General features: G+C 62.0%; 22 protein-coding genes, 1 pseudogene and 1 riboswitch. Of the genes and pseudogenes, 13 read left to right on the top strand and 10 right to left on the bottom strand.

Annotated elements, in window-relative coordinates:
• Positions 1-29: 29 nt before the first annotated feature.
• Together madL and madM are read left to right on the top strand one after the other, a co-directional pair.
• On the top strand, positions 30-446 hold the full coding sequence (gene madL / locus Q7C33_RS05815; RefSeq protein WP_407682982.1) for a malonate transporter subunit MadL: 417 nt from the start codon (positions 30-32) through the stop codon (positions 444-446).
• A 1-nt stretch (position 447) separates the two neighbouring features.
• Positions 448-1,212, top strand: a complete 765-nt coding sequence (gene madM / locus Q7C33_RS05820; protein WP_407682983.1) for a malonate transporter subunit MadM — start codon at positions 448-450, stop codon at positions 1,210-1,212.
• A gap of 107 nt (positions 1,213-1,319) precedes the next feature.
• Here the strand turns inward: madM and Q7C33_RS05825 are convergent, their stop codons facing one another.
• Positions 1,320-2,234 carry a LysR family transcriptional regulator gene (locus tag Q7C33_RS05825; RefSeq protein ID WP_258648456.1) on the bottom strand — a complete coding sequence of 305 codons (915 nt, stop codon included), beginning with the start codon at positions 2,232-2,234 and terminating at the stop codon, positions 1,320-1,322.
• A gap of 292 nt (positions 2,235-2,526) precedes the next feature.
• Between Q7C33_RS05825 and trhA the strand changes: the two genes are divergently transcribed.
• On the top strand, positions 2,527-3,144 hold the full coding sequence (gene trhA / locus Q7C33_RS05830) for a PAQR family membrane homeostasis protein TrhA (protein ID WP_030137883.1): 618 nt from the start codon (positions 2,527-2,529) through the stop codon (positions 3,142-3,144).
• Here the strand turns inward: trhA and Q7C33_RS05835 are convergent.
• Complete coding sequence (locus Q7C33_RS05835) at positions 3,132-4,055, bottom strand: LysR family transcriptional regulator (RefSeq protein WP_407682984.1); 924 nt, start codon at positions 4,053-4,055, stop codon at positions 3,132-3,134. The two genes, trhA and Q7C33_RS05835, sit on opposite strands and share 13 nt — an antisense overlap.
• Positions 4,056-4,160: 105 nt before the next feature.
• Here Q7C33_RS05835 and Q7C33_RS05840 point away from each other — a divergent pair, with 105 nt between their 5' ends.
• Together Q7C33_RS05840 and Q7C33_RS05845 are read left to right on the top strand one after the other, a co-directional pair.
• Positions 4,161-5,402 carry a D-amino acid dehydrogenase gene (locus tag Q7C33_RS05840; protein WP_407682985.1) on the top strand — a complete coding sequence of 414 codons (1,242 nt, stop codon included), beginning with the start codon at positions 4,161-4,163 and terminating at the stop codon, positions 5,400-5,402.
• Positions 5,403-5,425: 23 nt separating this feature from the next.
• Entirely contained in the window at positions 5,426-6,328 is a 903-nt protein-coding gene (locus Q7C33_RS05845) for a transporter substrate-binding domain-containing protein (protein WP_030137880.1), read from the top strand.
• A 136-nt stretch (positions 6,329-6,464) separates the two neighbouring features.
• Here the strand turns inward: Q7C33_RS05845 and Q7C33_RS05850 are convergent, their stop codons facing one another.
• Complete coding sequence (locus tag Q7C33_RS05850; protein WP_407682986.1) at positions 6,465-7,184, bottom strand: 16S rRNA (uracil(1498)-N(3))-methyltransferase; 720 nt, start codon at positions 7,182-7,184, stop codon at positions 6,465-6,467.
• Between the two features lie 80 nt (positions 7,185-7,264).
• A complete protein-coding gene (locus Q7C33_RS05855; protein ID WP_407682987.1) occupies positions 7,265-8,671 on the bottom strand; it encodes an adenosylmethionine--8-amino-7-oxononanoate transaminase in 1,407 nt (468 codons plus the stop codon).
• Between the two features lie 248 nt (positions 8,672-8,919).
• Between Q7C33_RS05855 and Q7C33_RS05860 the strand changes: the two genes are divergently transcribed.
• The 3 genes from Q7C33_RS05860 to Q7C33_RS05870 all read left to right on the top strand — a co-directional run bounded on the left by Q7C33_RS05860 (position 8,920) and on the right by Q7C33_RS05870 (position 12,171).
• A complete protein-coding gene (locus Q7C33_RS05860; RefSeq protein WP_407682988.1) occupies positions 8,920-10,656 on the top strand; it encodes a flavin monoamine oxidase family protein in 1,737 nt (578 codons plus the stop codon).
• Between the two features lie 334 nt (positions 10,657-10,990).
• Positions 10,991-11,542 (top strand): cytochrome b, encoded by a 552-nt coding sequence (locus Q7C33_RS05865; protein WP_030137876.1) that lies wholly within the window; start codon positions 10,991-10,993, stop codon positions 11,540-11,542.
• Positions 11,543-11,574: 32 nt separating this feature from the next.
• Positions 11,575-12,171: a YceI family protein gene (locus tag Q7C33_RS05870; protein ID WP_030137875.1), complete on the top strand. Its 597-nt coding sequence runs from the start codon at positions 11,575-11,577 to the stop codon at positions 12,169-12,171.
• A gap of 249 nt (positions 12,172-12,420) precedes the next feature.
• Here the strand turns inward: Q7C33_RS05870 and Q7C33_RS05875 are convergent, their stop codons facing one another.
• The 4 genes and pseudogenes from Q7C33_RS05875 to ahcY form a co-directional block, all read right to left on the bottom strand.
• Positions 12,421-14,295, bottom strand: a complete 1,875-nt coding sequence (locus Q7C33_RS05875; protein WP_407683038.1) for a DEAD/DEAH box helicase — start codon at positions 14,293-14,295, stop codon at positions 12,421-12,423.
• A 231-nt stretch (positions 14,296-14,526) separates the two neighbouring features.
• Positions 14,527-15,335: pseudogene (locus Q7C33_RS05880) on the bottom strand (substrate-binding periplasmic protein); the annotation flags it as partial.
• 129 nt (positions 15,336-15,464) lie between these two features.
• A complete protein-coding gene (gene metF / locus Q7C33_RS05885; RefSeq protein WP_030137872.1) occupies positions 15,465-16,310 on the bottom strand; it encodes a methylenetetrahydrofolate reductase [NAD(P)H] in 846 nt (281 codons plus the stop codon).
• A 160-nt stretch (positions 16,311-16,470) separates the two neighbouring features.
• Entirely contained in the window at positions 16,471-17,880 is a 1,410-nt protein-coding gene (gene ahcY, locus Q7C33_RS05890; protein WP_407682989.1) for an adenosylhomocysteinase, read from the bottom strand.
• Positions 17,881-17,903: 23 nt separating this feature from the next.
• Positions 17,904-18,010, bottom strand: a riboswitch (S-adenosyl-L-homocysteine riboswitch).
• A 189-nt stretch (positions 18,011-18,199) separates the two neighbouring features.
• Between ahcY and Q7C33_RS05895 the strand changes: the two genes are divergently transcribed.
• On the top strand, positions 18,200-18,601 hold the full coding sequence (locus tag Q7C33_RS05895) for an acyl-CoA thioesterase (RefSeq protein ID WP_030137870.1): 402 nt from the start codon (positions 18,200-18,202) through the stop codon (positions 18,599-18,601).
• Between the two features lie 169 nt (positions 18,602-18,770).
• Positions 18,771-19,655, top strand: a complete 885-nt coding sequence (locus Q7C33_RS05900) for a formate/nitrite transporter family protein (protein ID WP_407682990.1) — start codon at positions 18,771-18,773, stop codon at positions 19,653-19,655.
• On the opposite strand, the gene Q7C33_RS05905 is transcribed toward Q7C33_RS05900, so the two are convergent.
• On the bottom strand, positions 19,606-20,775 hold the full coding sequence (locus Q7C33_RS05905; protein WP_407682991.1) for an MFS transporter: 1,170 nt from the start codon (positions 20,773-20,775) through the stop codon (positions 19,606-19,608). The genes Q7C33_RS05900 and Q7C33_RS05905 overlap by 50 nt on opposite strands.
• Before the next feature lie 197 nt (positions 20,776-20,972).
• Here Q7C33_RS05905 and Q7C33_RS05910 point away from each other — a divergent pair, with 197 nt between their 5' ends.
• Together Q7C33_RS05910 and Q7C33_RS05915 are read left to right on the top strand one after the other, a co-directional pair.
• Entirely contained in the window at positions 20,973-21,806 is an 834-nt protein-coding gene (locus Q7C33_RS05910) for an EamA family transporter (RefSeq protein WP_030137867.1), read from the top strand.
• Positions 21,807-21,855: 49 nt separating this feature from the next.
• Positions 21,856-22,239, top strand: a complete 384-nt coding sequence (locus Q7C33_RS05915) for an MAPEG family protein (protein ID WP_030137866.1) — start codon at positions 21,856-21,858, stop codon at positions 22,237-22,239.
• 153 nt (positions 22,240-22,392) lie between these two features.
• On the opposite strand, the gene mltA is transcribed toward Q7C33_RS05915, so the two are convergent.
• On the bottom strand, positions 22,393-23,580 hold the full coding sequence (gene mltA, locus Q7C33_RS05920) for a murein transglycosylase A (protein ID WP_407682992.1): 1,188 nt from the start codon (positions 23,578-23,580) through the stop codon (positions 22,393-22,395).
• Positions 23,581-23,702: 122 nt separating this feature from the next.
• Here mltA and Q7C33_RS05925 point away from each other — a divergent pair, with 122 nt between their 5' ends.
• Positions 23,703-24,152, top strand: coding sequence for a c-type cytochrome (locus Q7C33_RS05925; RefSeq protein WP_407682993.1), 450 nt, complete (start codon positions 23,703-23,705; stop codon positions 24,150-24,152).
• The last annotated feature ends 45 nt before the right edge of the window (positions 24,153-24,197 follow it).

Consider the following 24,197-nt stretch of genomic DNA (forward strand, 5'->3'; position numbering starts at 1 on the left):
TTCGACGATGCATTTTGAGGATGACGACAATGATTATTTACGGTGTGGCACTGTTGGCGATCTGTACGCTGACAGGGGTGATCCTGGGCGACATGCTCGGCGTGTTACTGGGCGTCAAGTCCAATGTGGGCGGGGTCGGCATCGCAATGATCCTGCTGATCTGCGCACGCTTGTGGATGCACAAGCGCGGTGGCATGACCAAGGATTGCGAAATGGGCGTTGCCTTCTGGGGCGCCATGTACATTCCCGTGGTGGTGGCGATGGCGGCGCAACAGAACGTCGTCACTGCCCTGCACGGCGGCCCGGTGGCGGTGCTGGCGGCCATAGGTTCTGTGGTCCTCTGCGGTTGCACGATTGCGCTGATCAGCCGGACCCACAAGGGCGATCCCTTGCCCGACGAGCCGGTGGAACTGACGCCGCTTGGCACGCCTGCGGGAGGTCGCTGACATGTGGGATCTCATTGAAAAAGGCTTGGAACATAACGGCTTGATCACGGCCTTTGCGTTTGTCGGCGTGATCATGTGGGTCTCGGTGATACTGTCCAAGCGCCTGACGTATGGCCGCATCCACGGTTCGGCGATTGCCATTGTCATCGGCCTGGTGCTGGCCTGGGTGGGCGGGACGATGACGGGTGGACAGAAAGGCCTGGCCGACCTGTCGCTGTTTTCCGGCATTGGCTTGATGGGCGGGGCCATGCTGCGAGACTTCGCCATCGTGGCCACGGCGTTCGAGGTGCAGGCCACCGAAGCGAAAAAAGCCGGGATGATTGGCGTGATTGCACTGCTCCTGGGCACAGTCTTGCCGTTCATTGTCGGCGCGAGCATCGCTTGGCTGTTCGGCTATCGCGACGCGGTGAGCATGACCACCATCGGCGCGGGCGCGGTGACTTACATCGTCGGGCCAGTGACTGGGGCGGCGATTGGCGCCACGTCCGATGTGATGGCCTTGTCGATTGCCACCGGTTTGATCAAGGCGATCATCGTGATGGTCGGCACGCCCATGGCGGCGCGCTGGATGGGCCTGGACAACCCGCGCTCGGCCATGGTCTTCGGCGGCCTGGCCGGGACCGTGAGTGGCGTGACTGCCGGCCTGGCCGCGACGGATCGGCGGCTGGTGCCGTATGGCGCGTTGACGGCGACGTTCCACACCGGGCTGGGGTGCCTGCTGGGGCCTTCGTTGCTGTACTTCATCGTGCGCGGGATTGTCGGCTAATCGGGAACTGCTTTTGTGGCGAGGGAGCTTGCTCCCGCTCGGTTGCGCAGCGACCGCAAAATCCTGGGGCGCAGCCCAGCGGGAGCAAGCTCCCTCGCCACAACGTCCTATGCCTGGCGATTGGCATACATCCGGCACTCCGCCAACAGCGCCAGCAGGTTCGGGTCGCGTTCCTTGGCCTTGAGGAACACCACGCCGATGTGCTGCTGCAACCGGTACTTTTCCTGCAACGGGATCAGTTTCACCCGGTTTTCGTAGACCGCCGCGATCCTGCCCGGCAGCAGGGCATAACCCACCCCGGAGCTGACCATGCTCAGCAGGGTAAAGATATCGTTGACCTGCATCGCCACCTTCGGCTCGAACCCCGCCTGCTTGAACACCCGATTGCCGTCCTGGTGCGTGGCAAAGCCCTGGGTCAGGGTGATGAAGGTTTCGTCGCGCACTTCGGCCAGGTCGACTTCGCTGCGCTGGGCGAAGGGTGAGTCGGCTGGCGTGGCAAGAAAGATGTCATCGGAAAACAGCTGGATCTGTTCGCAGTCCGGGTCGTTGACGCTGTCGTCCAGCGACACCAGGATCGCATCGACTTCCATGTTCTTGAGCTTGTACAGGAGGTCGATGTTGGAACCCATGATCAGGTCGATATTGAGTTCGCTGCGGCGGATCTTCAGGCCCATGATCAGCTGCGGCACGGTCTTGACCGTCAGCGAGTACAGCGAGCCAAGCTTGAAGCGCTCGGCGGAAAAACCAGCCGCCTCGCGGGTCAGGCGCACGCTTTCGATCACGTCCTGGATGAGTTTCTGCGCTCGCTCTTCCAGCACATAGGCGCTTTCCAAGGGGGTGAGGTTGCGGCCCTCGTGCTTGAACAATGGGCAACGCAAGGCGCTCTCCAGCGAATGAATGGCCCGGTGCACGCTGACGTTGCTGGTCTGCAACTCGGCCGCCGCCCGCGCGAGGTTACCGGTGCGCATGAAGGCCAGGAACACCTCGAGTTTCTTCAGGGTCAATTCTTCGTCGATCAGCATGGGGGGCGGACTCTTATTCGTATGGGCTGATTGTGCCCCAATCGACTCTTTTTAGAGGGTTAATCTGTGGCGAGGGGATTTATCCCCGCTGGGCCGCGAAGCGGCCCCAATACATCTGAATGCCATCGGCCTGACACACCGGGGTGACAGGATTTGGGGCTGCTGCGCAGCCCAGCGGGGATAAATCCCCTCGCCACAAGAGCTGTATCGCAATTTGAAAAAGCAATTTATTGCACTTTGCCGCGCCAAGCCTGAGCCTTGGCGCCAGTTTCGGAATATGGGGTGGGATTGGATGTATCACGGGGAACGACTCAACGCCTGGACGCACCTGGTGGGGGCGGTCGCGGCGTTTATCGGCGCGGTGTGGTTGCTGGTGATTGCCGGGATGGCGGGCGATCCGTGGAAGATCGTCAGCGTGGCGATCTACGGGTTCACCTTGCTGGTGCTGTACAGCGCCTCGACGGTGTACCACAGCGTGCGTGGGCGCAAGAAAGCGATCATGCAAAAGGTCGATCATTTTTCGATCTATCTGCTGATCGCCGGCAGCTACACGCCGTTCTGCCTGGTGACGCTGCGCGGGCCGTGGGGCTGGACCTTGTTCGGGATCGTCTGGGGGCTGGCCGTGATCGGCATCCTCCAGGAAATCAAGCCACGCTCCGAAGCACGGATCCTGTCGATCGTCATTTATGCGGTGATGGGCTGGATCGTCCTGGTGGCGGTCAAGCCGTTGCTGGCGGCGCTGGGCAGCGCCGGGTTCGCCTGGCTGGCTTCGGGCGGCGTGCTTTACACGGTGGGCATCATTTTTTTCGCCCTCGACCAGCGCCTGCGCCATGCCCATGGCATCTGGCACCTGTTTGTCATCGCTGGCAGCCTGCTGCATTTCGTCGCGATCCTGTTCTACGTGCTTTGAGCACCTGCAAACAGACGATCCAGTTGTGCCTGGGCCTGGCTGGCGAAGATCTCCAGCAAGGCGCCCATCGTATGGGCCGGGGCCTCGTTGGCCCGGGTCACCGCGTAGAGGGAAATGGGCAGCGGCGGCGACAAGGGCCGGATGGCCGTGCGGGAGCGCGAAGCGCCTAAAGCCGTGAACGGGTCGATCACCGCCAGCCCGGCGCCGGATTCGACCATGGCCCGGGCCAGTGAATAGGTCTGTACGGAAATGCTGACGCGTGGCGGTGGTTCCACCGACTTGAGGTAGCCGTCCAGCCTGGCTGACAACGGGTCGGTGCTGGACAGGCCGATCAACGGCGCGCCGGCCAGGGCCTGCAACGGCATGGGCGTGCCGATCGCCGCCTCGGGCCAATGGCCGCTGGGGGCCAGGGCAACCAACACGCCGCTGGCCAGGGGCTGGGCCTTGAGGCCGGGGTGATCGGGCGGTTGCAGGGTCAGGGCGACGTCGATTTCGCGCATCAGCAGGTTCTGCGTCAGTTCGCGGCTGTGGGCGCTGGATAACTCGCAGACGATGTCCGGGTAACGTTGGGTCCATTGATGAACCGCCGTCGGCAGCAATGACAGCGCCAAGGCCGGCGTGGCGCCGATCCGCAGGCTGTGCCCCGGCTCGCGGCGCAGGCTCTGGGCCAGGCGCCACACGCCTTGCAGGCTTTCGCTGACCTTGTCTACTTCGCGCTCCAGCTCCAGCGCTTCGGGCGTGGCCTGCAACTTGCCGCGCACCCGCAGGAACAGCGCAAAGCCCAACTGCTGCTCGGCATGCTGCAACACCTTGGTCACCGCCGGCTGGGAGACATGCAACAACTGCGCGGCGCCGCTGATGGAGCCGGTCTGGCGGATGGCCTGGAAAATCTCGATATGACGAAGGCGCATGGCGAGCCCATAACCTTTGTTTATAGGAAGCCCATCTTTATTCATTGTTCGAACGCTGTCATCCGATCCTAACCTTGGGCCATTCGAAACAGGTGCGAGACGGACATGGCTCAGCGGGTTTGCATCATCGGTGGCGGCGTGATCGGGCTGGCGACGGCTTATGCGCTGGTTCGCGAAGGCATCGACGTCACGCTTGTCGAAGCTCGGGACGCGTTGGGCAGCGAAACCAGCTTCGCCAATGGCGGGCAGTTGTCCTATCGCTACGTCACGCCGCTGGCGGATGCCGGGGTGCCGTGGCAAGCCCTGGGCTGGATGTTGCGCGCGGATTCGCCGCTGAAGTTGCGCCCGCGCCTCGACCCGGCCCAATGGCGCTGGATGGCGGCATTCATCGGGGCGTGCCGGACCTCGGTCAACCGCCGCAACGGTGAGCACCTGTTGCGCCTGGCGTTGCTGAGCCAGGCGACATTGCAGACTTGGCGCGAAGAGGATCGCCTCGACGGCTTCGACTGGCGGCGCAACGGCAAGTTGGTGACGTTTCGAAATGCCGGCCATTTCGAACATGCTCGGCGACGGGTGACTGACCTTGATCATCAACAAGTACTGGGCCTCGAGGAGTGCGCGAGCCTGGAGCCGGCACTGGCTGACGTGCCGTTCGTGGGCGGGATCTATACGCCGGACGAGGAGGCCGCCGATTGCCATGCGTTCTGCCTGCAATTGGCGGCGCGGCTCCGGGCTTCGGGGCGCTGCGAGTTTTTGCTAGGGCGTGCGGTGACCGCTCTCCATCATGCCAACGGCACGGTGCAGGCAATCGACCTGGGCGGACATCGCCTGGACGTAGACGCCTTGGTGATCGCCGCGGGTCATCGCAGCGCAGCGCTCGCATTACCCGGGCTGCGATTGTCGCTGTATCCCCTCAAGGGCTACAGCCTGACGGTACCGATCGAGGCGCGGCACCGGGCGCCGGAGCTGAGCATCACCGACTATGACCGCAAGGTGGTCTACGCTCGCATCGGTGAACAATTGAGGGTGGCGGCGATGGTCGACATTGTCGGTTTCGACCCGGCACCGGACCCCAGGCGCCTGGCCCTTATCCGGCGCCAGGCGATGGACACCTTGCCGCTGGCCGGGAATTACGAACGCGCTATCGAGTGGGCGGGCATGCGTCCGGCCACGCCCAGCGGCGTCCCCCTGATTGGTGCCACCGGCTACCGCAACCTGTGGCTCAACCTGGGCCATGGTGCCTTGGGCTTTACCCTGGCCTGCGGCAGCGGCCGCTTGCTCAGTGAGCTGATCCGCCAACGTACACCTTCCATCGACATGCGAGGCCTCACGCCCCGCGCCGCCTGACCCACCCGCAACGGAGAATAACAATGCAAAAAATCACGTTGATCGGCTGTACCCTGAGCCTGCTGCTGAGCGCTGCGGCATTCGCCAATGAAGCGCCGCCGGCCGGCACGCTGGGCAAGATCGCCAGCAGCAAGAGCATCACCCTGGGCTATCGCGACGCTTCGGTGCCGTTTTCCTACGTCGCGGACAACAGCGGCAAGCCGATGGGCTATTCGGTGGAGCTGGCAGGCAAGATTGTCGCGCGCATCCAGCAACAATTGGCATTGCCGCAACTGAACGTGAAGTACAACCTCGTCACGTCCCAGACACGCATCCCGCTGGTGCAGAACGGCACCGTGGACCTGGAGTGCGGTTCCACCGGCGTGACCGCCGAGCGGCAGAAGCAAGTGGCGTTTTCCTACGGTTTCATTTACGTGAAGGGCCAACTGTTGACGGCCAAGGACAGCGGCATCCACAGCTTCGCCGACCTGCGCGGCAAGAATGTGGTGACCACCGCCGGCACGACCAACGAGCGGTTCCTGAAGAGCTACAACCAGGACAACAAGGTCGACATGTTCGTCATCAGTGCCAAGGACCACGGCGAAGCCTTCCAGATGCTCGAGACCGGGCGGGCGGCGGCGTTCTACATGGACGACGCGCTGCTGTACGGCGAGCGGGCCAAGGCGCGCGATCCGCATAAATGGGTCGTGGTCGGGGAAGAGCAGTCGCGGGAAATCTACAGCTGCATGGTGCGCAAGGACGATCCGCAATTCCTCGCGCTGGTCAACGCGACCCTGGCGGACCTGTACAAGTCAGGGGAGATCAACGCGATCTACGAGCGTTGGTTCCAGCAGCCGATCCCGCCCAAGGGCTTGAACCTGGAATTCCCGATGACCAGCGAGTTGAAGGCGATCATTGCCAAGCCGACGAGTGAGCCGGTGCAGTGATCGCGCTGCACCGATGATTCCTGTGGGAGCGAGCTTGCTCGCGATAGCGGTGGGTCAGCCTGTGCAAGTGTCGACTGATTCACCGCAATCGCGAGCAGGCTCGCTCCCACAGTTGATCTTCAGTGGTCGCCGAGGCTCAGAAATCCCCCCACAACTGCTGCGCCACCGCCAACGCCACCACCGGCGCGGTTTCGGTACGCAGCACGCGGGGGCCGAGGCGGGCGGCGTGGTAGCCGGCGGTCTTGGCCTGCTCGACTTCGGCATCCGACAACCCGCCCTCGGGACCGATCAGGAACGCCAGGGTCGAAGGCTTGGCATGGCTGACCAGTGGATCGGCCACCGGGTGCAGCACCAGCTTCAATTCGGCCTCGGCCTGCTTCAACCAGTCGGCCAGCAACAGTGGCGGATGGATCACCGGCACGGTGGAGCGCCCACATTGCTCGCAGGCGCTGATCGCCACCTGGCGCCAATGCAGCAGGCGCTTGTCGGCGCGCTCGTCCTTGAGACGTACTTCGCAGCGCTCGGTGAAGATTGGCGTGATCTCGCTGACCCCCAGCTCGGTAGCCTTCTGGATCGCCCAGTCCATGCGCTCGCCCCGGGACAGACCCTGGCCGAGGTGGATGCGCAGGGGCGACTCGGCCTGTCCGGCAAATTGTTCGTCGAGTTGCACGCGCACACGTTTCTTGCCGACCTCGGCCAGGGTGCCGCGAAACTCTTGGCCTGAGCCGTCGAATACCTGCACCGCATCGCCCTCGGCCATGCGCAGCACACGGCCGATGTAATGGGCCTGGGCTTCGGGCAGCTCGTGGTCGCCGAGGCTCAGGGGGGTGTCGATGAAGAAGCGGGACAGTCTCATTTCGAATCTCTAAATAGTTAAACCTGTGGCGAGGGGATTTATCCCCTCACCACAACAGTGTTTCAACAGAAAGCCGGGATTCAGCCCGGATCGCGATAGCCCGGGTGGAAGTCCTTCGGCACTGCCACGCTGACCTTGTCCCGGGTGGCGATGTCGATGCCTTCACTGGCCACTTCAGCCAGGAAATCAATCTGCTCCGGCGTGATGACATACGGCGGCAGGAAATACACCACGCTGCCCAGCGGCCGCAGCAACGCGCCGCGCTCCAGGGCATGCTGGAACACCGCCAGGCCACGGCGCTCCTGCCACGGATAAGCGGTTTTGCTGGCCTTGTCCTTGACCATCTCGATGGCCAGCACCATGCCGGTCTGGCGCACCTCCGCAACGTTCGGGTGATCGGCCAGGTGCGCGGTGGCGCTCGCCATGCGTTGGGCCAGCGCCTTGTTGGTTTCGATGACGTTGTCTTCTTCGAAAATATCCAACGTCGCCAGGGCAGCGGCGCAGGCCAGCGGGTTGCCGGTGTAGCTGTGGGAATGGAGGAAGGCGCGCAGGGTCGGGTAGTCATCGTAGAACGCGCTGTAGACGTCATCGGTGGTCATGCACGCCGCCAGCGGCAGGTAGCCGCCGGTCAGGGCCTTGGACAGGCAAAGGAAATCCGGTGTGATACCGGCCTGTTCACAGGCAAACATCGTCCCGGTGCGGCCGAAGCCGACGGCGATTTCGTCGTGGATCAGGTGCACGCCATAGCGATCGCAGGCCTCGCGCAGCAGCTTCAGGTACACCGGGTGATACATGCGCATGCCGCCGGCGCCCTGGATCAGCGGCTCGACAATCACCGCCGCCACCGTTTCGTGGTGCTCGGCCAGGGTTTGCTCCATGGCGGCGAACATATTCCGCGAATGCTCCTCCCAACCCATGCCTTCGGGGCGGTGGTAGCAGTCGGGGCTCGGCACTTTGATCGTGTCCAGCAGCAGCGCCTTGTAGGTCTCGGTGAACAACGGCACGTCGCCCACCGACATCGCGGCGATGGTTTCGCCGTGGTAGCTGTTGCTCAGGGTGACGAAGCGTTTCTTGGCGGGCTGGTCGCGATTGATCCAGTAGTGAAAGCTCATCTTCATCGCCACTTCGATGCACGACGAGCCGTTATCGGCGTAGAAGCACCGGGTCAGGCCATCCGGCGTCATCTTCACCAGGCGCTCGGACAGCTCGATCACCGGCTGGTGGCTGAAGCCGGCGAGGATCACATGCTCCAACTGATCGACCTGATCCTTGATGCGTTGGTTGATGCGCGGGTTGGCGTGGCCGAATACGTTGACCCACCACGAACTCACCGCGTCGAGGTAGCGCTTGCCTTCGAAGTCTTCCAGCCACACGCCTTCGCCGCGCTTGATAGGGATCAGCGGCAGCTGTTCGTGATCTTTCATCTGGGTGCAGGGGTGCCACAGTACCGCGAGATCGCGTTGCATCCACTGGTTATTCAGGCCCATGTACAGTCTCCTCGAGGCGGCTCGCGGCGGGCGCGGGCAAAACAATCGCGCAAGCCTATGCAATGGCGGCCCGGCGGACAACCCATTGTGTCGTTGTCGCTACTTTGAGCCAGGCGATAGACGTCGCTGGCGGCCTTTTGATGGCTGACGTATTCTTCGCGGTTCCTGAGCCGACTGGCTCGAAAGACCGAGAGCCGACTGGCTCGAAAAAATCGAAAATTCTTACGCTTTATTCCGGAGTTCGCTGAATGTCTGCTGGTTGGCTGCGCGCCTGTGCGCTGGTGATGATAGGGCTGTTCAGCGTTTCGGCGCTGGCCAAGGACAAGCAACCGACGGCCATCGTCATCGGCGGTGGGCTGGCCGGACTGACGGCGGCCTATGAGCTGCAGAACAAGGGCTGGGCCGTGACCCTGCTGGAAGCCAAGCCGAGCCTGGGCGGCCGTTCGGGCATGGCCACCAGTGAGTGGATCGGCAACGAAAAGACTCAGCCTGTGCTGAATAAATACGTTTCGACGTTCAAGCTGAGCACCACCCCGGCCCCGGAATTCGTGCGTACCCCGAGTTACCTGATCGACGGCACTTATTTCACCGCCGCTGACCTGGCGACCAAGCAACCCGCCACCGCCGAAGCGCTCAAGCGCTACGAGACCACCCTGGACGAATTGGCGCGCTCCATCGACGATCCGCTGAACCCGGCGGCCACCAGCACGCTGCATGCGCTCGACCAGATCACCGTGTCCAACTGGCTCGACCGCCTGCAACTGCCTGCCACCGCGCGGCAATTGGTCAACCAGGAAATTCGTACGCGCTATGACGAACCGTCGCGCCTCTCTCTGCTGTATTTCGCCCAGCAGAACCGCGTCTATCGCGGCGTGTCCGACCGTGACCTGCGCGCCTCGCGCCTGCTCGGGGGCAGCCCGGTGTTGGCCCAGGCATTCGTCAAGCAACTGAAAACAATCAAGACCGGCTCCCCGGTTTCGGCCATTTCCCAGGACAAGGACGGCGTCACCGTCAAGGTCGGCAGCGTCGGCTACCAGGCTGACTACGTCGTACTCGCGGTGCCGCTGCGGGCGTTGAACAAGATCCAATTGACCCCGGCCCTGGACGCCCAGCACCAAGGCGCGATCAAAGGCACCAACTACGGCTGGCGCGACCAGATCATGCTCAAGTTCAAGACCCCGGTCTGGGACAGCAAGGCGCGCATGTCGGGCGAGATCTATAGCAACACCGGCCTGGGCATGATGTGGATCGAGCCGGCCATGAAGGGCGGGGCCAACGTAGTCATCAACCTGTCCGGCGACAACGCCCGGGTGATGCAGGCCTTCGGCGACAAGCAGATGGTCGACCAGGTGCTGATCCGCCTGCACGCGTTTTATCCGCAGGCCCGTGGTGCGTTCACCGGTTATGAAATTCGTCGCTACAGCACCGACCCGTCCATGGGCGGCGCGTACCTGGCGTTTGGTCCGGGCCAGATCAGCAAATACTGGCGCCTGTGGGAAAAGCCCTTGCAGCGCGTAGCCTTTGCCGGTGAACACACCGACGCCATGTACCCAGGCACGCTGGAAGGCGCGCTGCGCAGCGGTCAACGTGCCGCCAGCCAGGTTGAAGACCTGGCTGCAGGCAAATCCTTCGAACCACCGAAGGTCGCCCCGGCCGCGGCGGCGGCGAAGAAGGGCAACTTCTTCAGCAACCTGTTCGGTGGCTCGGATGACGACAAGAAGCCGGAGCCGGTCAAGGCCCCCGAGCCGGTAGCCCCGCCTCCTGCGCCTGCACCTGCTCCAGCGCCGGCCCCGGTAGAACCACCCGCGCCGGCCCCGGCGAAAGTCGAGCCGGCCAAGAAAGCGGCGGCCAAGCCAGCAGCGAAAAAACCGGCCGCCAAGGCACCGGCAAAAAAAGCCCCGGCCAAGGCTCCGGCGAAAAAGGCCGAGCCGGTGAAGAAGCCGGTGGCCAAACCGGCGACGGCTACTGAGACCAAGGCTCAATAACGTTCAGGTGTAAAAAAAACGCGGCCCGTGGGCCGCTTTTTTTATTCGGGTTCATTCAAGAGAAACGATGGCCCCGTGGCGAGGGAGCAAGCTCCCTCGCCACGGGTTTACCGAAGCCCTCAAAATGAACAGCATTCGCGATGAGCCCCTTCCACCCTGCGGGATCCATGCCCGCTTCCCCTCGCCACCACGCAACGCATCCGCTTTAATCTTTCCTTAACGCACCCCTCCCAGACTGATGATCGTATTTCTCGATATTTCAAAGCGAAAATTTCCGCTTTAAATCGATAGATAACTCGCTAGTCTTGGCCGAAGTTTTTACAGGATATGAGCAATGCAGCTACGCAACTCTTCTTCTCGCTATGGCTGGGTCAGCATCGTTTCGCATTGGGCCGTTGCCCTGGCGGTGTACGGGTTGTTTGCGCTGGGCCTGTGGATGGTCGGGCTGGATTACTACAGTTCCTGGCGCAAAGACGCGCCGGAGCTGCACAAGAGCATCGGCCTGGTGCTGTTGGCGGTGATGGTGCTGCGAGTGCTCTGGCGTTTTGTCAGCCCACCGCCACCGACCCTGGAAACCTATGGTCGTCTCACCCGCGTAGGCGCCAAGGTTGGCCATAGCGCACTGTATCTCGGGCTGTTTGCCGTGATGATCGCCGGCTACCTGATTTCCACCGCAGACGGTGTCGGGATCTCGGTGTTTGGTCTGTTTGAAGTGCCCGCGCTGGTGTCCGGACTGCCCGACCAGGCAGACGTCGCCGGCCAGATCCACCTGTACCTCGCATGGGCGCTGGTAATTTTTTCCGGCCTCCATGCGTTGGCAGCATTGAAACACCACTTTATCGACCGTGACGCGACCCTCAAGCGCATGCTGGGGCGCCAAGCCTGATGTTCAACCTCGACTCCAAAGGAATAGAAAGCATGTTGAAAAAGACGCTCGCCGCCCTGGCAATCGGTTCTGCCCTGCTGTCCGCCGGCCAGGCCATGGCTGCCGACTATGTGGTCGACAAGGAAGGCCAGCACGCCTTCGTTGATTTCAAGATCAGCCACCTGGGCTATAGCTACATCACCGGTACCTTCAAGGACATCGACGGCAAGTTCAGCTTCGACGCCGCCAAGCCTGAAGCCAGCAAGATCGAGTTCAACGTTCGTACCGCCAGTGTTTTCACTAACCACGCCGAGCGCGACAAACACATTGCCAGCAAAGACTTCCTGGAAGTGGCCAAATACGCTGACGCCAAATTCGTATCCACCGGCGTCAAGCCCACTGGTAAAAACGCCGACGGCAAGGACACTGCCGACGTGACGGGTGATCTGACCTTGCACGGCGTCACCAAGCCAATCGTGGTGAAAGCGACATTCCTGGGTGAGGGCAAGGATCCATGGGGCGGCTACCGCGCTGGCTTTGAGGGCACCACCACCATCAAGCGTTCCGACTTCGGAAAAATGATGGACCTGGGTCCGCAATCCGACGCCGTTGAGCTGTACATCTCGTTTGAAGGTGTCAAAGCGAAGTAACGTTCGCGCCTGACGAAAAAACGCCCCTGGTCTTGCGGTCAGGGGCGTTTTTTATTGCACCGGGTTCCGGGTGATACAAAGGACCCTGTGGGGGCGAGCTTGCTCGCGATAGCGGTGCATCAGCCAACCTTAATGTGACAGGACTGCCGCCATCGCGAGCAAGCTCGCTCCCACATTTGGAATTGTGTTGGGCCAAAAAAAATGCCCCGGGTCGCGAGACCCGGGGCATTTTTCATGGCTTGGGAAAACTCAGCGATTGCGTGTCAGCAAGGCCGGTTTTTCGCCACGCGGACGGCTTGGCAGTTGATCCAGCTGTTCAGGCGTCGGGAAACGATCGGTTTTCGATTCCTTGTGGATGATTTTCGGCTGGTTGCCACGCGGGTTCTGCACCGCGGGCTCCTGGCGAGCCTGGTCGTCGCCACGGGCTGGACGTCGTGGACGGGAGTCTTCACGACGGGCCTGGCCGTCACGTGGCGCACCGTTGCGCGGGCCGTTGCGCTTGGCCGGTGGGGTGCCGGTGGACGAACCGTTGCTGTTGCGCGGTCCGTTCTGGCGCCCTTGGGGCTGGCCATTGCGCGGTGCTCCTGAACCTGCGCCTTGTGCCGGGGCGCCTGGGCGGCGGCCGCGGCCTGCGGCCGGTTTCTGCTGGGGTACGTAGTCGACGCGGTTGCCGAAATTGTCGATATCGTCGTCCAGGAACTCGTCTGGGGCGCGGTCGGCCGGGCCGCGATCAGCTGCGGCGCGAGGTGCCGGGCGCTGCTGCTCACGGGCTGGGGAGCCCTCGCGGGGTTTCTGCTCGCGGGCCGGGCGTTCGCCGCGACCGTTGCTGGCCGGCTTTTCCTTGCCCTTGTCTTTTCCTTTGTCCTTGCGACCGCCACCGCTGCCATTCGGGCCATCGCCACGCGGGCCTCTTGGGTTACGCGGGTTGCGGACGTCCGGACGCTCGCGCACTTCAGGCTTCTCGGCCTCGATCGTGCTGGCATCGAAGCCCATCAGGTCGCCGTCGGGAATCTTCTGCTTGGTCATGCGCTCAATGCTCTTGAGCAGCTTTTCCTCGTCCGGCGCGACCAGGGAAATCGCTTCGCCCGAACGACCGGCCCGGCCAGTACGGCCGATACGGTGCACATAGTCTTCATCGACGTTGGGCAACTCGAAGTTGACGACGTGAGGCAACTGATCGATGTCCAGGCCGCGTGCGGCGATGTCGGTGGCCACCAGGATGCGCACTTCGCCGGCCTTGAAGTCGGCCAGGGCCTTGGTACGAGCGTTCTGGCTCTTGTTGCCATGGATCGCGACGGCGGGCAGGCCGTGTTTGTCGAGGTATTCGGCCAGGCGATTGGCGCCATGCTTGGTGCGGGTGAAAACCAGGACCTGTTCCCAGGCGCCGGTGGTGATCAGGTGCGCCAGCAGGGCACGCTTGTGGCTGGCTGGAAGGCGGAATACGCGTTGTTCAATGCGCTCGACCGTGGTGTTCGGCGGCGTGACTTCGATGCGTTCCGGGTTGTGCAACAGCTTACCGGCCAGGTCGGTGATGTCCTTGGAGAAGGTCGCCGAAAACAGCAGGTTCTGGCGCTTGGCTGGAAGGCGGGCCAGGACTTTCTTCACATCATGGACAAAACCCATGTCGAGCATACGGTCGGCTTCGTCCAGCACGAGGATTTCCACGTGGGACAGATCGACGCTGCCCTGGCCGGCGAGGTCCAGCAGGCGACCGGGGCAGGCCACCAGCACGTCGACGCCGCGCGCCATGGCCTGGACCTGCGGGTTCATGCCGACACCGCCAAAAATGCAGGCACTGACGAATTTCAGGTCACGAGCGTAGACCTTGAAGCTCTCGTGCACCTGGGCCGCCAGTTCGCGGGTAGGCGTCAGGACCAGTACGCGCGGTTGGCGCGGGCCATGACGCTGGGATTTGTCCGGGTGACCGTTCGGGAACAGCCGTTCCAGGATCGGAAGGGCGAAACCGCCGGTCTTGCCCGTACCTGTCTGTGCGGCGACCATCAGGTCGCGACCTTGCAACACGGCGGGGATGGCCCGCTGTTGCACCGGGGTAGGCTGGGTGTAGCCGGCGGCTTCGATGGCGCCGACTAAAGCCTCGGAGAGACCGAGGGAAGCAAAGGACATGAGTAATCCTGTTTTTAGTGAGGGCCTGGCCCAATGGGATAGTCTTGCCTGGCGCGAATGATGGTCGATCGAAGACCTCATCCCGTCCGGTCCTGCCGGGTCTGGAAGGCGGGTCCGGACAGGGCTCGCGCGGGCTGGAAGCTGCGCTGTAGCGGTGTCGGGATGCCTTTTGCAAGACCGGGCGTCCGGGCGTGAGCCTGGCGGGAAGGCCGGAGTATAACAGAGCAATCGCCGTGCGCCGCTTTCCTGCTGCTCAACGGCGTATTTCAGCGTGGCACGGTGTCGCGCGGCGCAACGTTGGCACTGGAGCCTGCGCCATATCGGGCACTCAGTTCGGCGTAGGCCGGCTCATGCTTGAAACGCTTGAGTTCTGCGCCGAAGCGTTGCACGAGCAAATCCATGCCGGCCTTGCGCCGTACCGCCAGGTATTGGCTTTGTCGGCTGACGACCAAAGGGTTCTCCGTGATCTGGTCGCCTAGTTGCAGCGCCTTGAGCACATGCCGGCCCACCCGGCGGTCGGTAATGAGCAGGTCGATCCGACCCAATTGCAATTTGCCGAAGTTGGCTTCATGAGTCGGCGCAGTCTCCCGTTTGAATCGGGACGATTCCCTGAAAGCCTGGCTATACAGATAACCTGGCGAGGTCCCCACGGTCAGTCCATCGAGTTCATCGAGCGTACGAAATGGATGAGGCCGGGCGTTGGCATAGAACATCACAAACTCGACGTCCGACAGCGGTTCGCTGGGGTAAAGCAGCAGGGCGTCGCGCTCGTCGCTGTGGAAGATGTCCAGCGCACCGTCCGCCAACCCCTGTTCCAGCATCGCCAGGCAGCGCTTCCAGGGCAGCAACTGCCATTCGACGTCGATGCCCAGGCGCTTGAAGACGATGGCTGTTGTTTCATAGTCCAAGCCGAGGATCTTGCCGTTTTCCTCGTAGACATAGGGTGCCCAGGGTTCGGTGACAATGCGCAATTTCTCGGCCTGGGCAGCGAAGCTCAGGCACAAGAGAAGAAGTGTCGTTAAACGGGCGATTACAGGCATGACCGGAGGTTACGACGAGAGCCTGTCAAATAGCTAGAGCGCTCTGGCACGCGGGCTGGGGCTTTGCTTGGACGGGATCAAAAAAGGCCCTGGTTGTGCCAGGGCCTTTGCGTACACATCAAGTTGGCTTTAACGCGGCAGCTTGAGATTGTTCCACACCGCGAGGCTAGGCTCTGCCTGGTTCAGGGTATAGAAGTGCAGCCCCGGTGCGCCGCCCTGTAGCAAGCGTTCACACATCTGCGTGATGACCTCTTCACCGAAGCGCTGGATGCTGGCGGTGTCGTCGCCGTAGGCTTCCAGTTGCTTGCGGATCCATCGGGGGATCTCCGCGCCGCAGGCGTCAGAGAAGCGTGCGAGCTTGCTGTAGTTGGTGATCGGCATGATTCCCGGCACTACCGGAATCTCGACACCCATCTGGCGAACGCGCTCGACGAAATAGAAATAGCTGTCGGCGTTGAAGAAGTACTGGGTGATTGCGCTGCTGGCGCCGGCGTTGGCCTTGCGCACGAAGTTGCGCAAATCGTCTTCGAAATTGCGCGCCTGGGGGTGCATCTCCGGATAGGCGGCGATTTCAATGTGGAAGTGCTCGCCGGTTTCTTCGCGAATGAACTCAACCAGTTCATTGGCGTGGCGCAGCTCGCCGCTGGCCATGCCCATGCCCGAGGGCAGGTCGCCGCGCAGGGCTACGATGCGCTTGATCCCTGCGGCCTTGTATTGGGTCAGCAGGCTGCGCAGGTCGTCCTTGCTGTCACCCACGCAGGACAAGTGCGGTGCGGCCGGGACTTTGACTTCGCTTTCGAGCTGCAGCACGGTATTCAGCGTACGGTCACGGGTCGAACCGCCGGCGCCGTAGGTGCAGGAGAAAAAATCAGGGTTGTAGCTTGCCAACTGGCGAGCAGTGGCGATCAGCTTTTCATGCCCAGCATCGGTCTTCGTCGGGAAGAACTCGAAGCTGTAGCGACGGTCTTGGGACATGGTCATATCCTTGGAAACTCGTGGGCTTGGAGACCTTGCGCAGCACAATGTGGGAGCGGGCTTGCCCGCGAAGGCGGAGTGTCAGGCGCATCAATGTTGAATGATGAACCGATTTCGCGAGCAAGCCCGCTCCCACAAGGAGAGCAGGCAATAGCACCGATCAGTAGCGATAAGCGTGCGGCTTGAACGGGCCTTCGACGGTGACGCCGATGTAGTCAGCCTGTTGCTTGGTCAGCTTGGTGACCACGCCGCCGAAACCGCGGACCATTTCCAGGGCCACTTCTTCGTCGAGTTTCTTCGGCAGTACTTCCACGGTCAGACGCTCGGCTTTCTGGGCTGGCGACAGGTCGGCGTATTTCTGGCCGAACAGGAAGATCTGGGCCAGGACCTGGTTGGCGAACGAACCGTCCATGATGCGGCTTGGGTGACCGGTGGCGTTGCCCAGGTTAACCAGGCGGCCTTCGGCCAGCAGGATCAGGTAGTCATCGTTCTGTGGGTCGAAGCTGCCAGCGCCGGTGCGGTGAACCTTGTGGACCTGTGGCTTCACTTCTTCCCATGCCCAGTTCTTGCGCATGAAAGCGGTGTCGATTTCATTGTCGAAGTGACCAATGTTGCAGACCACGGCGCGCTTTTTCAGGGCCTTGAGCATGTTGGCGTCGCAGACATTGACGTTGCCGGTGGTGGTCACGATCAGGTCGATCTTGCCCAGCAGGGCCTTGTCGATGCTGGCCTCGGTGCCGTCGTTGACCCCGTCGATGAACGGCGAAACCAGCTCGAAACCGTCCATGCAGGCTTGCATGGCGCAGATCGGGTCGACTTCGGACACCTTGACGATCATGCCTTCCTGGCGCAGGGACTGGGCGGAACCCTTGCCCACGTCACCGTAGCCGATCACCAGCGCCTGCTTGCCCGACAACAGGTGGTCGGTGCCGCGCTTGATGGCGTCGTTGAGGCTGTGACGGCAGCCGTATTTGTTGTCGTTCTTGCTCTTGGTCACCGAGTCGTTGACGTTGATGGCCGGGATCTTCAGCTCGCCCTTGGCCAGCATGTCCAGCAGACGGTGTACGCCGGTGGTGGTTTCTTCGGTCACGCCGTGGACCTTGTCCAGTACGGCCGGGTATTTCTTGTGCAGCAGCTCGGTCAGGTCGCCGCCGTCGTCGAGGATCATGTTGGTGTCCCATGGCTGGCCATCCTTGAGGATGGTCTGCTCCAGGCACCACTCGTACTCTTGCTCGGTCTCGCCTTTCCAGGCGAACACCGGGATGCCGGCGGCGGCGATGGCGGCAGCGGCCTGGTCCTGGGTCGAGAAGATGTTGCAGGAAGACCAGCGCACTTCGGCACCCAGGGCAACCAGGGTTTCGATCAGCACGGCGGTCTGGATGGTCATGTGGATGCAGCCGAGGATTTTTGCGCCTTTCAATGGCTGTTCGCCAGAGTATTTGCGACGCAGGCCCATCAGGGCTGGCATTTCGGATTCGGCGATGATGATTTCGCGACGGCCCCAGGCAGCCAGGGACATGTCGGCGACTTTGTAGTCGGTAAAAGCGGCAGGCGTGATAACAGCGCTCATGAAGAGCCTCCATTCGTAATGTATGCGAATGGGCGCCGTTGTGCGTTTAGTGCCTGTACGAGGAGCCCCGTACGGGCAACGCCCCATCCGAGCCTGACAGGTCGAGCCTGCTGCAGCGCCCCTCGGACAGGTGGCGGGAGCGGCCCAAAGCGTGGGCCGATGAAACGGGGGCGATTATAACGGCCTAATCGGATCTTCCAAAGGGTTTCTGTCGGCAAATCGAAATTGCCGATGATCGTTATAGGGGCGGCGACGTAGAGCCGGCGCGCCTCGTCTGCCATGATGCGGGCATTCATCGGCCAGACGTCCAGGAGTGATCATGAATTTCCATACCCGCAAATGGGTCAAGCCCGAAGACCTCAACCCCAATGGCACGCTGTTCGGCGGCAGCTTGTTGCGCTGGATCGACGAAGAGGCGGCCATCTATGCCATCGTCCAGCTGGGTAACCAGCGCGTGGTCACCAAGTACATTTCCGAAATCAATTTTGTCAGTGCTTCGCGCCAGGGCGACATCATCGAACTGGGCATCACCGCCACCGAGTTCGGTCGCACCTCCATCACCCTGACGTGCGAAGTGCGCAACAAGATCACCCGCAAGAGCATCCTGACGGTGGAGAAAATGGTCTTCGTAAATCTCGGCGAAGACGGCCTGCCGGCCCCTCACGGCCGGACCGAGATCAAGTACGTCAAGGATCAGTTCAAGGACGATACCGTCGAGTGAGGTCGGCGGCGCGCCCTTCGCGAGCAGGTTCGCTCCCACATTGGATCCCCTGTGGGAGCGAGCCTGCTCGCGAAGGCAATTCTGCCGGCGCCGGTCATTTCCCGGCATCACTGAACAGCTCCGGATGTCGTGTGTCGTAGGTACATCACGCCACCGGTTCAGGAGCTGTATGGACACTCACGAAGACGGCAAGACCCCTGACCTCTCGGCAGAGGAACAGCACGAGGTCGACCGCAACCAGCCGCCGCGGGCGGCGGTTCTGCACGAGATCATTCGCACCCAGGGCAACCAGGAGCTGGAGCGCAGCGTCGCGGCACTGTGGTGGTCGGCCCTGGCGGCGGGATTGACCATGGGATTGTCGCTGATGGCGATGGGACTGCTCAACTCCAGGCTGCCCGACCACGACGGCTTCAAGGTGATCGCCAGTTTTGGCTACTGCGCGGGCTTCCTGGCGGTGATCCTGGCGCGTCAGCAATTGTTTACCGAAAACACCCTGACCGCTGTGCTGCCCATCATGAGCAAGCCAACCTTGGGCAATTTCGGTCGATTGTTCCGGTTATGGGGCGTGGTGCTGGCGGGCAACCTGTGCGGTACGTTGCTGGTGGCCTACGTGATGCTGCACCTGCCGATTTTCGATCAGCGCACCGACTTGGCGTTCCTGGATATCGGGCGCAAGGTCATGGAGAACGACAGCGGCCAGATGTTCGCCAAGGGCATCATTTCCGGTTGGATGATTGCCACCATGGTGTGGATGATTCCGTCCATGGAAAGCGCCAAGATGTTGATCATCGTGTTGATCACCTACTTGATGGCGCTCGGGGATTTCACCCACATCGTGGTCGGTTCAGCCGAGGTGTCGTATCTGGTATTCGCTGGCCAGTTGTCCTGGGAAGATTTCTGGATGGTGTTCGCCGCGCCCACCCTGGCGGGGAACATCATCGGTGGCAGTTTCATCTTCGCGCTGATCAGCCATGCGCAGGTGCGCAGCGAGACCAATACGCCCCTCAGTCGGCAAAGCCTGCCACGGCGCCCCGACGACGCTGGCGATAAATAAAGTAGAGCGCTGCCAGTACGGTGAGCCCGCCCACCAGCGCGCCGGTCCACGGCAGATCGGCAAGGTTGGCACCGCTGGCGACGACCAGCCCGCCGATCCAGGCGCCGGCGGCATTGCCGAGGTTGAAGGCGCTCTGGTTCAGGGTCGAGCCAAGATTCGGTGCCTCATGGGCCTGGTCAATGATCAGCAGTTGCAGGATCGGGCACAGGGCGAAGGCAAAGATGCCCCACAGCACCAGAGTAATCGCCGCCGGAATCACCGATTGACTGGTCTGGCTGAACGCGGCAAGCACCAGCACCACGGCCAGCGCCATGCCCACCAGGGACGGTAGCAGGCGCCGGTCAGCCAAGCGTCCGCCGAGGAAACTGCCCGCCGTCAGGCCAACGCCGAACAACAGCAGCATGACGGTGACGCCGTGGGGACTGACCCCGGTGATGTCCTGCAGGATCGGCGCGATGTAGGTGAACACGCTGAACAGACTGGTGGAGGCCAGCACGCTCATGCCCAGCGCCAGCAGCACATTGACCTTGCCGAGTACCTTGAATTCGCTGGCAAGGTTGGCCTTGTCCATGGGGATTTCCCTGGGCAGCCAGACCCATTGGGCAACGGCGGCAATGATGCCAATCACCGAAACCGCCCAGAACGTCGCCCGCCAACCCGCGTATTGGCCCAGCGCCGTGCCCAAGGGAACACCCAGGACGTTCGCCAAGGTCAGGCCGGTAAACATCATCGCGATGGCCTGGGCCCGTTTGTTCGGCGCCACCAACCCGGCCGCCACCACCGAGCCGATACCAAAAAAAGCTCCGTGGCACAGAGCGGTAATCACCCGGGCGGCCATCAGCGTGGTGTAGTTCGGGGCCAGGGCACACAGCACATTGCCGAGGATGAACATCAGTGTCATGCCCAGCAACGTGGCCTTGCGCGGCATGTTCGCGGTGCCGATCGCCAGGATCGGTGCGCCAAATACCACCCCCAGGGCATAACCGGTGATCAGCAACCCGGCCTGGGGAATGCTCACGGCCAGGTCACGGGCGACATCGGGCAGCAGCCCCATGATGACGAATTCAGTCGTGCCGATGCCGAAAGCGGCGACGGCCAAAGCAAGCAAAGCAAGTGGCATGCGCAAGGTCTCTGTCTGTAGTCTTGACGCTCGGATCAGGCATACGCATGCCGGCGCCTTGGTTCGATCGAACGGGCGGCAGGCAGAATTATTGGTATTGATCTATGCGCAACTGAAGTGCGGCGTGGTTGCGTGCAGTATAAACAGCTGTTGAAGGATCGCGAGTCAATTCTACGGGCGGAATCAAGGAGCGTGCCGTGCTGGCAACGGTGTTGGTATTGGTCGCGGCGCTGTTGCATGCGGCATGGAATACGCTGATCAAGTTCAGTGGCGAGCGGTTGTTGGTGGTGGCGTGCATGGACACTGTCGCGTTGCTGTTCGGGGCATTGGCGGTGGGCTTCGTGGAATGGCCGCCGCTGGAAATCTGGCCATGGATCCTGGCGTCGGCTGCATTCGAGCTGTTGTATCGCTATTTGCTGATCCAGGCTTATCGGGTCGGTGACCTGGGGCTGGTCTATCCCTTGATGCGCGGCCTCTCTCCGCTCGTGGTGCTGGCCCTGACGCTGATGTTTGCCGGTGAAGTCCTGACGACGCAACAGATCATCGGCATCCTTCTGATACCGTTCGGCATGCTGTGCCTGTTGTGGCAGGGCGGTGGTGGCGAGCGGTTGCCCTGGTCGATGCTGCCGGTGGTCGCGCTGATCGGCCTGTGCATCGGCGGCTACACCTTCATCGATGGCCAGGCCCTGCGCCGCTGGCCTCATCCGCTGGATTACCTGGTCTGGATCACGCTGCTCAGTGCCTGGCCGTTTCCTCTGTTGGCGCTGGTCGGCAAACGACCGGCGTTCATGCTGTTCTGGCGTGAACAATGGCGCTTGGGGCTGGCGGTCGGGTTCTGCGTATTGTTCAGCTACGCTCTGGTGCTATGGGCGATGCAATTGGGCTCGATCGCCGAAGCCGCGGCGCTGCGGGAGATCAGCGTGATCCTGGTGGTGCTCTTCGGCATGCGCTACCTGAAAGAACCTTTCGGCCGGCCGCGACTCTTAGCCTGCGGGCTGGTGCTGGTTGGCATGCTGGTCATGAAATTCTAAACAATGGCCGACTCTCGATTTCCCATAAATTCAAAGAAGGAACTGCGTCATGACGGTTGCGCTGTGGTGTGTGTTGATTGCCTTTCTGCTGCCTTACCTGTGTGTGGCGATCGCCAAGGCGGGCGGGCGGTTCAGGCTACGGGATAACTACGATCCGCGGGATTTCCTGGACTCGCTCGAGGGCGCTCCCCGGCGTGCATACGCCGCGCAACTGAACAGCTTCGAGATCACACCTTTTTTCGCAGCGGCGGTGATCGTCGCGCATCTGGCCGGCAATGCCGAGTTGGTGACTATCAACGTGCTGGCCGTGCTGTTCATCACCAGCCGCCTGCTCTACATCATTTGCTACCTGGCCGACTGGGCGGTCCTGCGTTCGCTGGTGTGGTTCGTGGGGGTGGGGTTGGTGCTGAGTTTCTTCTTTGTTTCGGTCTGAGCCTGGTATTTGAATGAACGCGCCGGTGCTGGCCTCTCCGCGAGCAGGTTAGCTCCCACATTGGATCGAGTGTATGCACAAAAATCTGTATTCATCGAAACCCATTGTGGGAGCGAGCCTGCTCGCGAAATGGCCCGCACAGTCAACACATTCCTAGGGGGCTGCGGTCACCGCATTCGCCACCTGCGGCACCTGGGGCAACGCCATGTCCTTGGGCCAGAGCATCCAGATCTGGCCTTGTTGCTTCATGTCCCCCGCCAGTTGCCCGGCCGTTTCGCCCGTGCCCCAGAACAAGTCGGCCCGCACTTCACCGGCAATGGCCCCGCCCGTATCCTGGGCGGCGACGGGGCGGTTCAAGGCGCTGCCGTCGGGGCGTGTGGTGGACAGCCACAACAGGCTGCCCAACGGAATGACCTTGCGATCTACCGCTACGCTGTAGCCGGCGGTGAGCGGGACGTTCAACGAGCCTCGCGGGCCTTCGTTGCTGTCGGGGTTGCGGTTGAAGAACACATAGCTGGGGTTGCTGCCCAGCAATTCAGGAATGCGGTGGGGGTTGGCCTTGGCCCAGGCGCTGATGGTGCCCATGGTCACGTCTTCCTTTTTCAGCTCTCCCTGCTCAACCAACCAGCGGCCAATGGGTCGATACGGGTGGCCGTTCTGGTCGGCATAGCCGATGCGCACCTGGCGGCCGTCATCAAGCCGAATGCGTCCCGAACCCTGGATCTGCAGGAATTGCAGGTTCATCGGGTCCGTCAGCCAGGCGATAACCGGCGCCTTCACGCCCTTGGTTTCGATGGCGGCGGCATCGTCGTAAGGCTTGAGCACCCGGCCTTCGAGGCGCCCGCGCAGGCGTTTGCCCTTCAGCTCAGGATAAATGCTGTCCAGGGACACGATAATCATGTCGTCCGGTACGCCATAGACCGGAATATTCGCCTTCGCGGTCTGGGTGAGACTGCCAGGGTAGACCGGTTCGTAGTAGCCGGTAATCAGGCCATTGGGGCTGTTATCGCCCGAGCGCAGGCCAAAGACGTCCAGGTTCTGCTTCAAGAAATTGCGCACGGCCTTTGCGGTCTGCGGCACATTGGCGGCAGCCGCGCAGGTTGGGCCCCAGGTTGCGTCCGCCTTGAGTCGGGTGCAAGCGCTGCGCCAGGCACCGAAGCCGGCCAGCAGGTCCTCATCGGATACCGCTGGCAGCGCTTCCCAAGTGGCACTGGCATACGTCGCGACGGCGTGCGTCTGGGGCTCTTCGACCTTTTCGCCGCGATTGCAGCCAGCCAGTAATGCCATCAGCGGTAGGGTCAATGCCAGGCCTTTGTGCCAGGGCTTGATGCGGCTGTTCATGAAATTTCCTTTGCGGTCATCCAGCGTTTTCAGGCGCTCGACAACCCCTATTGTTGATAGGGCCATTGGCCTTTGCCAATGACCCGAGGATACTGACGGCCGTTTCCTGTCCCGAGGCCGAAATGTTCGTAAAACGATTGTCCATGACCGTACTGGCCTGCCTGCTGCTGTCCGCTTGTGGCGGTGTCGATCCCAACTCTCCCCTGGGCCAGCGCAAGGCGATCTTCAAACAGATGCTCAAGACCAACGAAGAGTTGGGCGGCATGCTGCGCGGCCGCGTCCCGTTCGATGGCGCGCGTTTTGCCGAGGGTGTGGTAAAGCTGGATCAGCTGTCCCACGAGCCTTGGAAGCATTTTCCGCCAGTACGTGAGCAGGACCATACCAGCGCCACGGATGAGGTCTGGAAAAAACAGGCGCGCTTCCAGGAGCTTGCCCGCAGCCTTGAAGCCGCCACTGGTGAATTGGCGATTGTCAGCAAGGTCCAGCCCTACCGAGCCAGCAACCTGGGGCCAGCGGTGCAGAAGGTCGAAGATGCGTGCAGTGCCTGCCATAAAGAGTTTCGGGATCATTGATTGTGAAGCAGTTGCAAGCGTCAAGCTGAAAGCTGCAAGTGTGGC

This window comes from Pseudomonas sp. BP11-1-1, assembly GCF_052112105.1.
GTDB lineage: Bacteria > Pseudomonadota > Gammaproteobacteria > Pseudomonadales > Pseudomonadaceae > Aquipseudomonas > Aquipseudomonas alvandae.

What these genes read in the sequence shown, in the direction of transcription:
- Q7C33_RS05840 (WP_407682985.1), top strand. Translation starts at nt 4,161, where the DNA reads ATGGCTCAGCGGGTTTGCATCATCGGTGGCGGCGTGATCGGGCTGGCG.
- Q7C33_RS05925 (WP_407682993.1), top strand. Translation starts at nt 23,703, where the DNA reads ATGTTCGTAAAACGATTGTCCATGACCGTACTGGCCTGCCTGCTGCTG.
- Q7C33_RS05905 (WP_407682991.1), bottom strand. Translation starts at nt 20,775, where the DNA reads ATGCCACTTGCTTTGCTTGCTTTGGCCGTCGCCGCTTTCGGCATCGGC.
- madM (WP_407682983.1), top strand. Translation starts at nt 448, where the DNA reads ATGTGGGATCTCATTGAAAAAGGCTTGGAACATAACGGCTTGATCACG.
- Q7C33_RS05860 (WP_407682988.1), top strand. Translation starts at nt 8,920, where the DNA reads ATGTCTGCTGGTTGGCTGCGCGCCTGTGCGCTGGTGATGATAGGGCTG.
- madL (WP_407682982.1), top strand. Translation starts at nt 30, where the DNA reads ATGATTATTTACGGTGTGGCACTGTTGGCGATCTGTACGCTGACAGGG.
- Q7C33_RS05875 (WP_407683038.1), bottom strand. Translation starts at nt 14,295, where the DNA reads ATGTCCTTTGCTTCCCTCGGTCTCTCCGAGGCTTTAGTCGGCGCCATC.
- Q7C33_RS05915 (WP_030137866.1), top strand. Translation starts at nt 21,856, where the DNA reads ATGACGGTTGCGCTGTGGTGTGTGTTGATTGCCTTTCTGCTGCCTTAC.
- Q7C33_RS05835 (WP_407682984.1), bottom strand. Translation starts at nt 4,055, where the DNA reads ATGCGCCTTCGTCATATCGAGATTTTCCAGGCCATCCGCCAGACCGGC.
- Q7C33_RS05895 (WP_030137870.1), top strand. Translation starts at nt 18,200, where the DNA reads ATGAATTTCCATACCCGCAAATGGGTCAAGCCCGAAGACCTCAACCCC.
- Q7C33_RS05865 (WP_030137876.1), top strand. Translation starts at nt 10,991, where the DNA reads ATGCAGCTACGCAACTCTTCTTCTCGCTATGGCTGGGTCAGCATCGTT.
- Q7C33_RS05900 (WP_407682990.1), top strand. Translation starts at nt 18,771, where the DNA reads ATGGACACTCACGAAGACGGCAAGACCCCTGACCTCTCGGCAGAGGAA.
- mltA (WP_407682992.1), bottom strand. Translation starts at nt 23,580, where the DNA reads ATGAACAGCCGCATCAAGCCCTGGCACAAAGGCCTGGCATTGACCCTA.
- Q7C33_RS05870 (WP_030137875.1), top strand. Translation starts at nt 11,575, where the DNA reads ATGTTGAAAAAGACGCTCGCCGCCCTGGCAATCGGTTCTGCCCTGCTG.
- Q7C33_RS05825 (WP_258648456.1), bottom strand. Translation starts at nt 2,234, where the DNA reads ATGCTGATCGACGAAGAATTGACCCTGAAGAAACTCGAGGTGTTCCTG.
- Q7C33_RS05845 (WP_030137880.1), top strand. Translation starts at nt 5,426, where the DNA reads ATGCAAAAAATCACGTTGATCGGCTGTACCCTGAGCCTGCTGCTGAGC.
- ahcY (WP_407682989.1), bottom strand. Translation starts at nt 17,880, where the DNA reads ATGAGCGCTGTTATCACGCCTGCCGCTTTTACCGACTACAAAGTCGCC.
- Q7C33_RS05855 (WP_407682987.1), bottom strand. Translation starts at nt 8,671, where the DNA reads ATGGGCCTGAATAACCAGTGGATGCAACGCGATCTCGCGGTACTGTGG.
- metF (WP_030137872.1), bottom strand. Translation starts at nt 16,310, where the DNA reads ATGTCCCAAGACCGTCGCTACAGCTTCGAGTTCTTCCCGACGAAGACC.
- trhA (WP_030137883.1), top strand. Translation starts at nt 2,527, where the DNA reads ATGTATCACGGGGAACGACTCAACGCCTGGACGCACCTGGTGGGGGCG.
- Q7C33_RS05850 (WP_407682986.1), bottom strand. Translation starts at nt 7,184, where the DNA reads ATGAGACTGTCCCGCTTCTTCATCGACACCCCCCTGAGCCTCGGCGAC.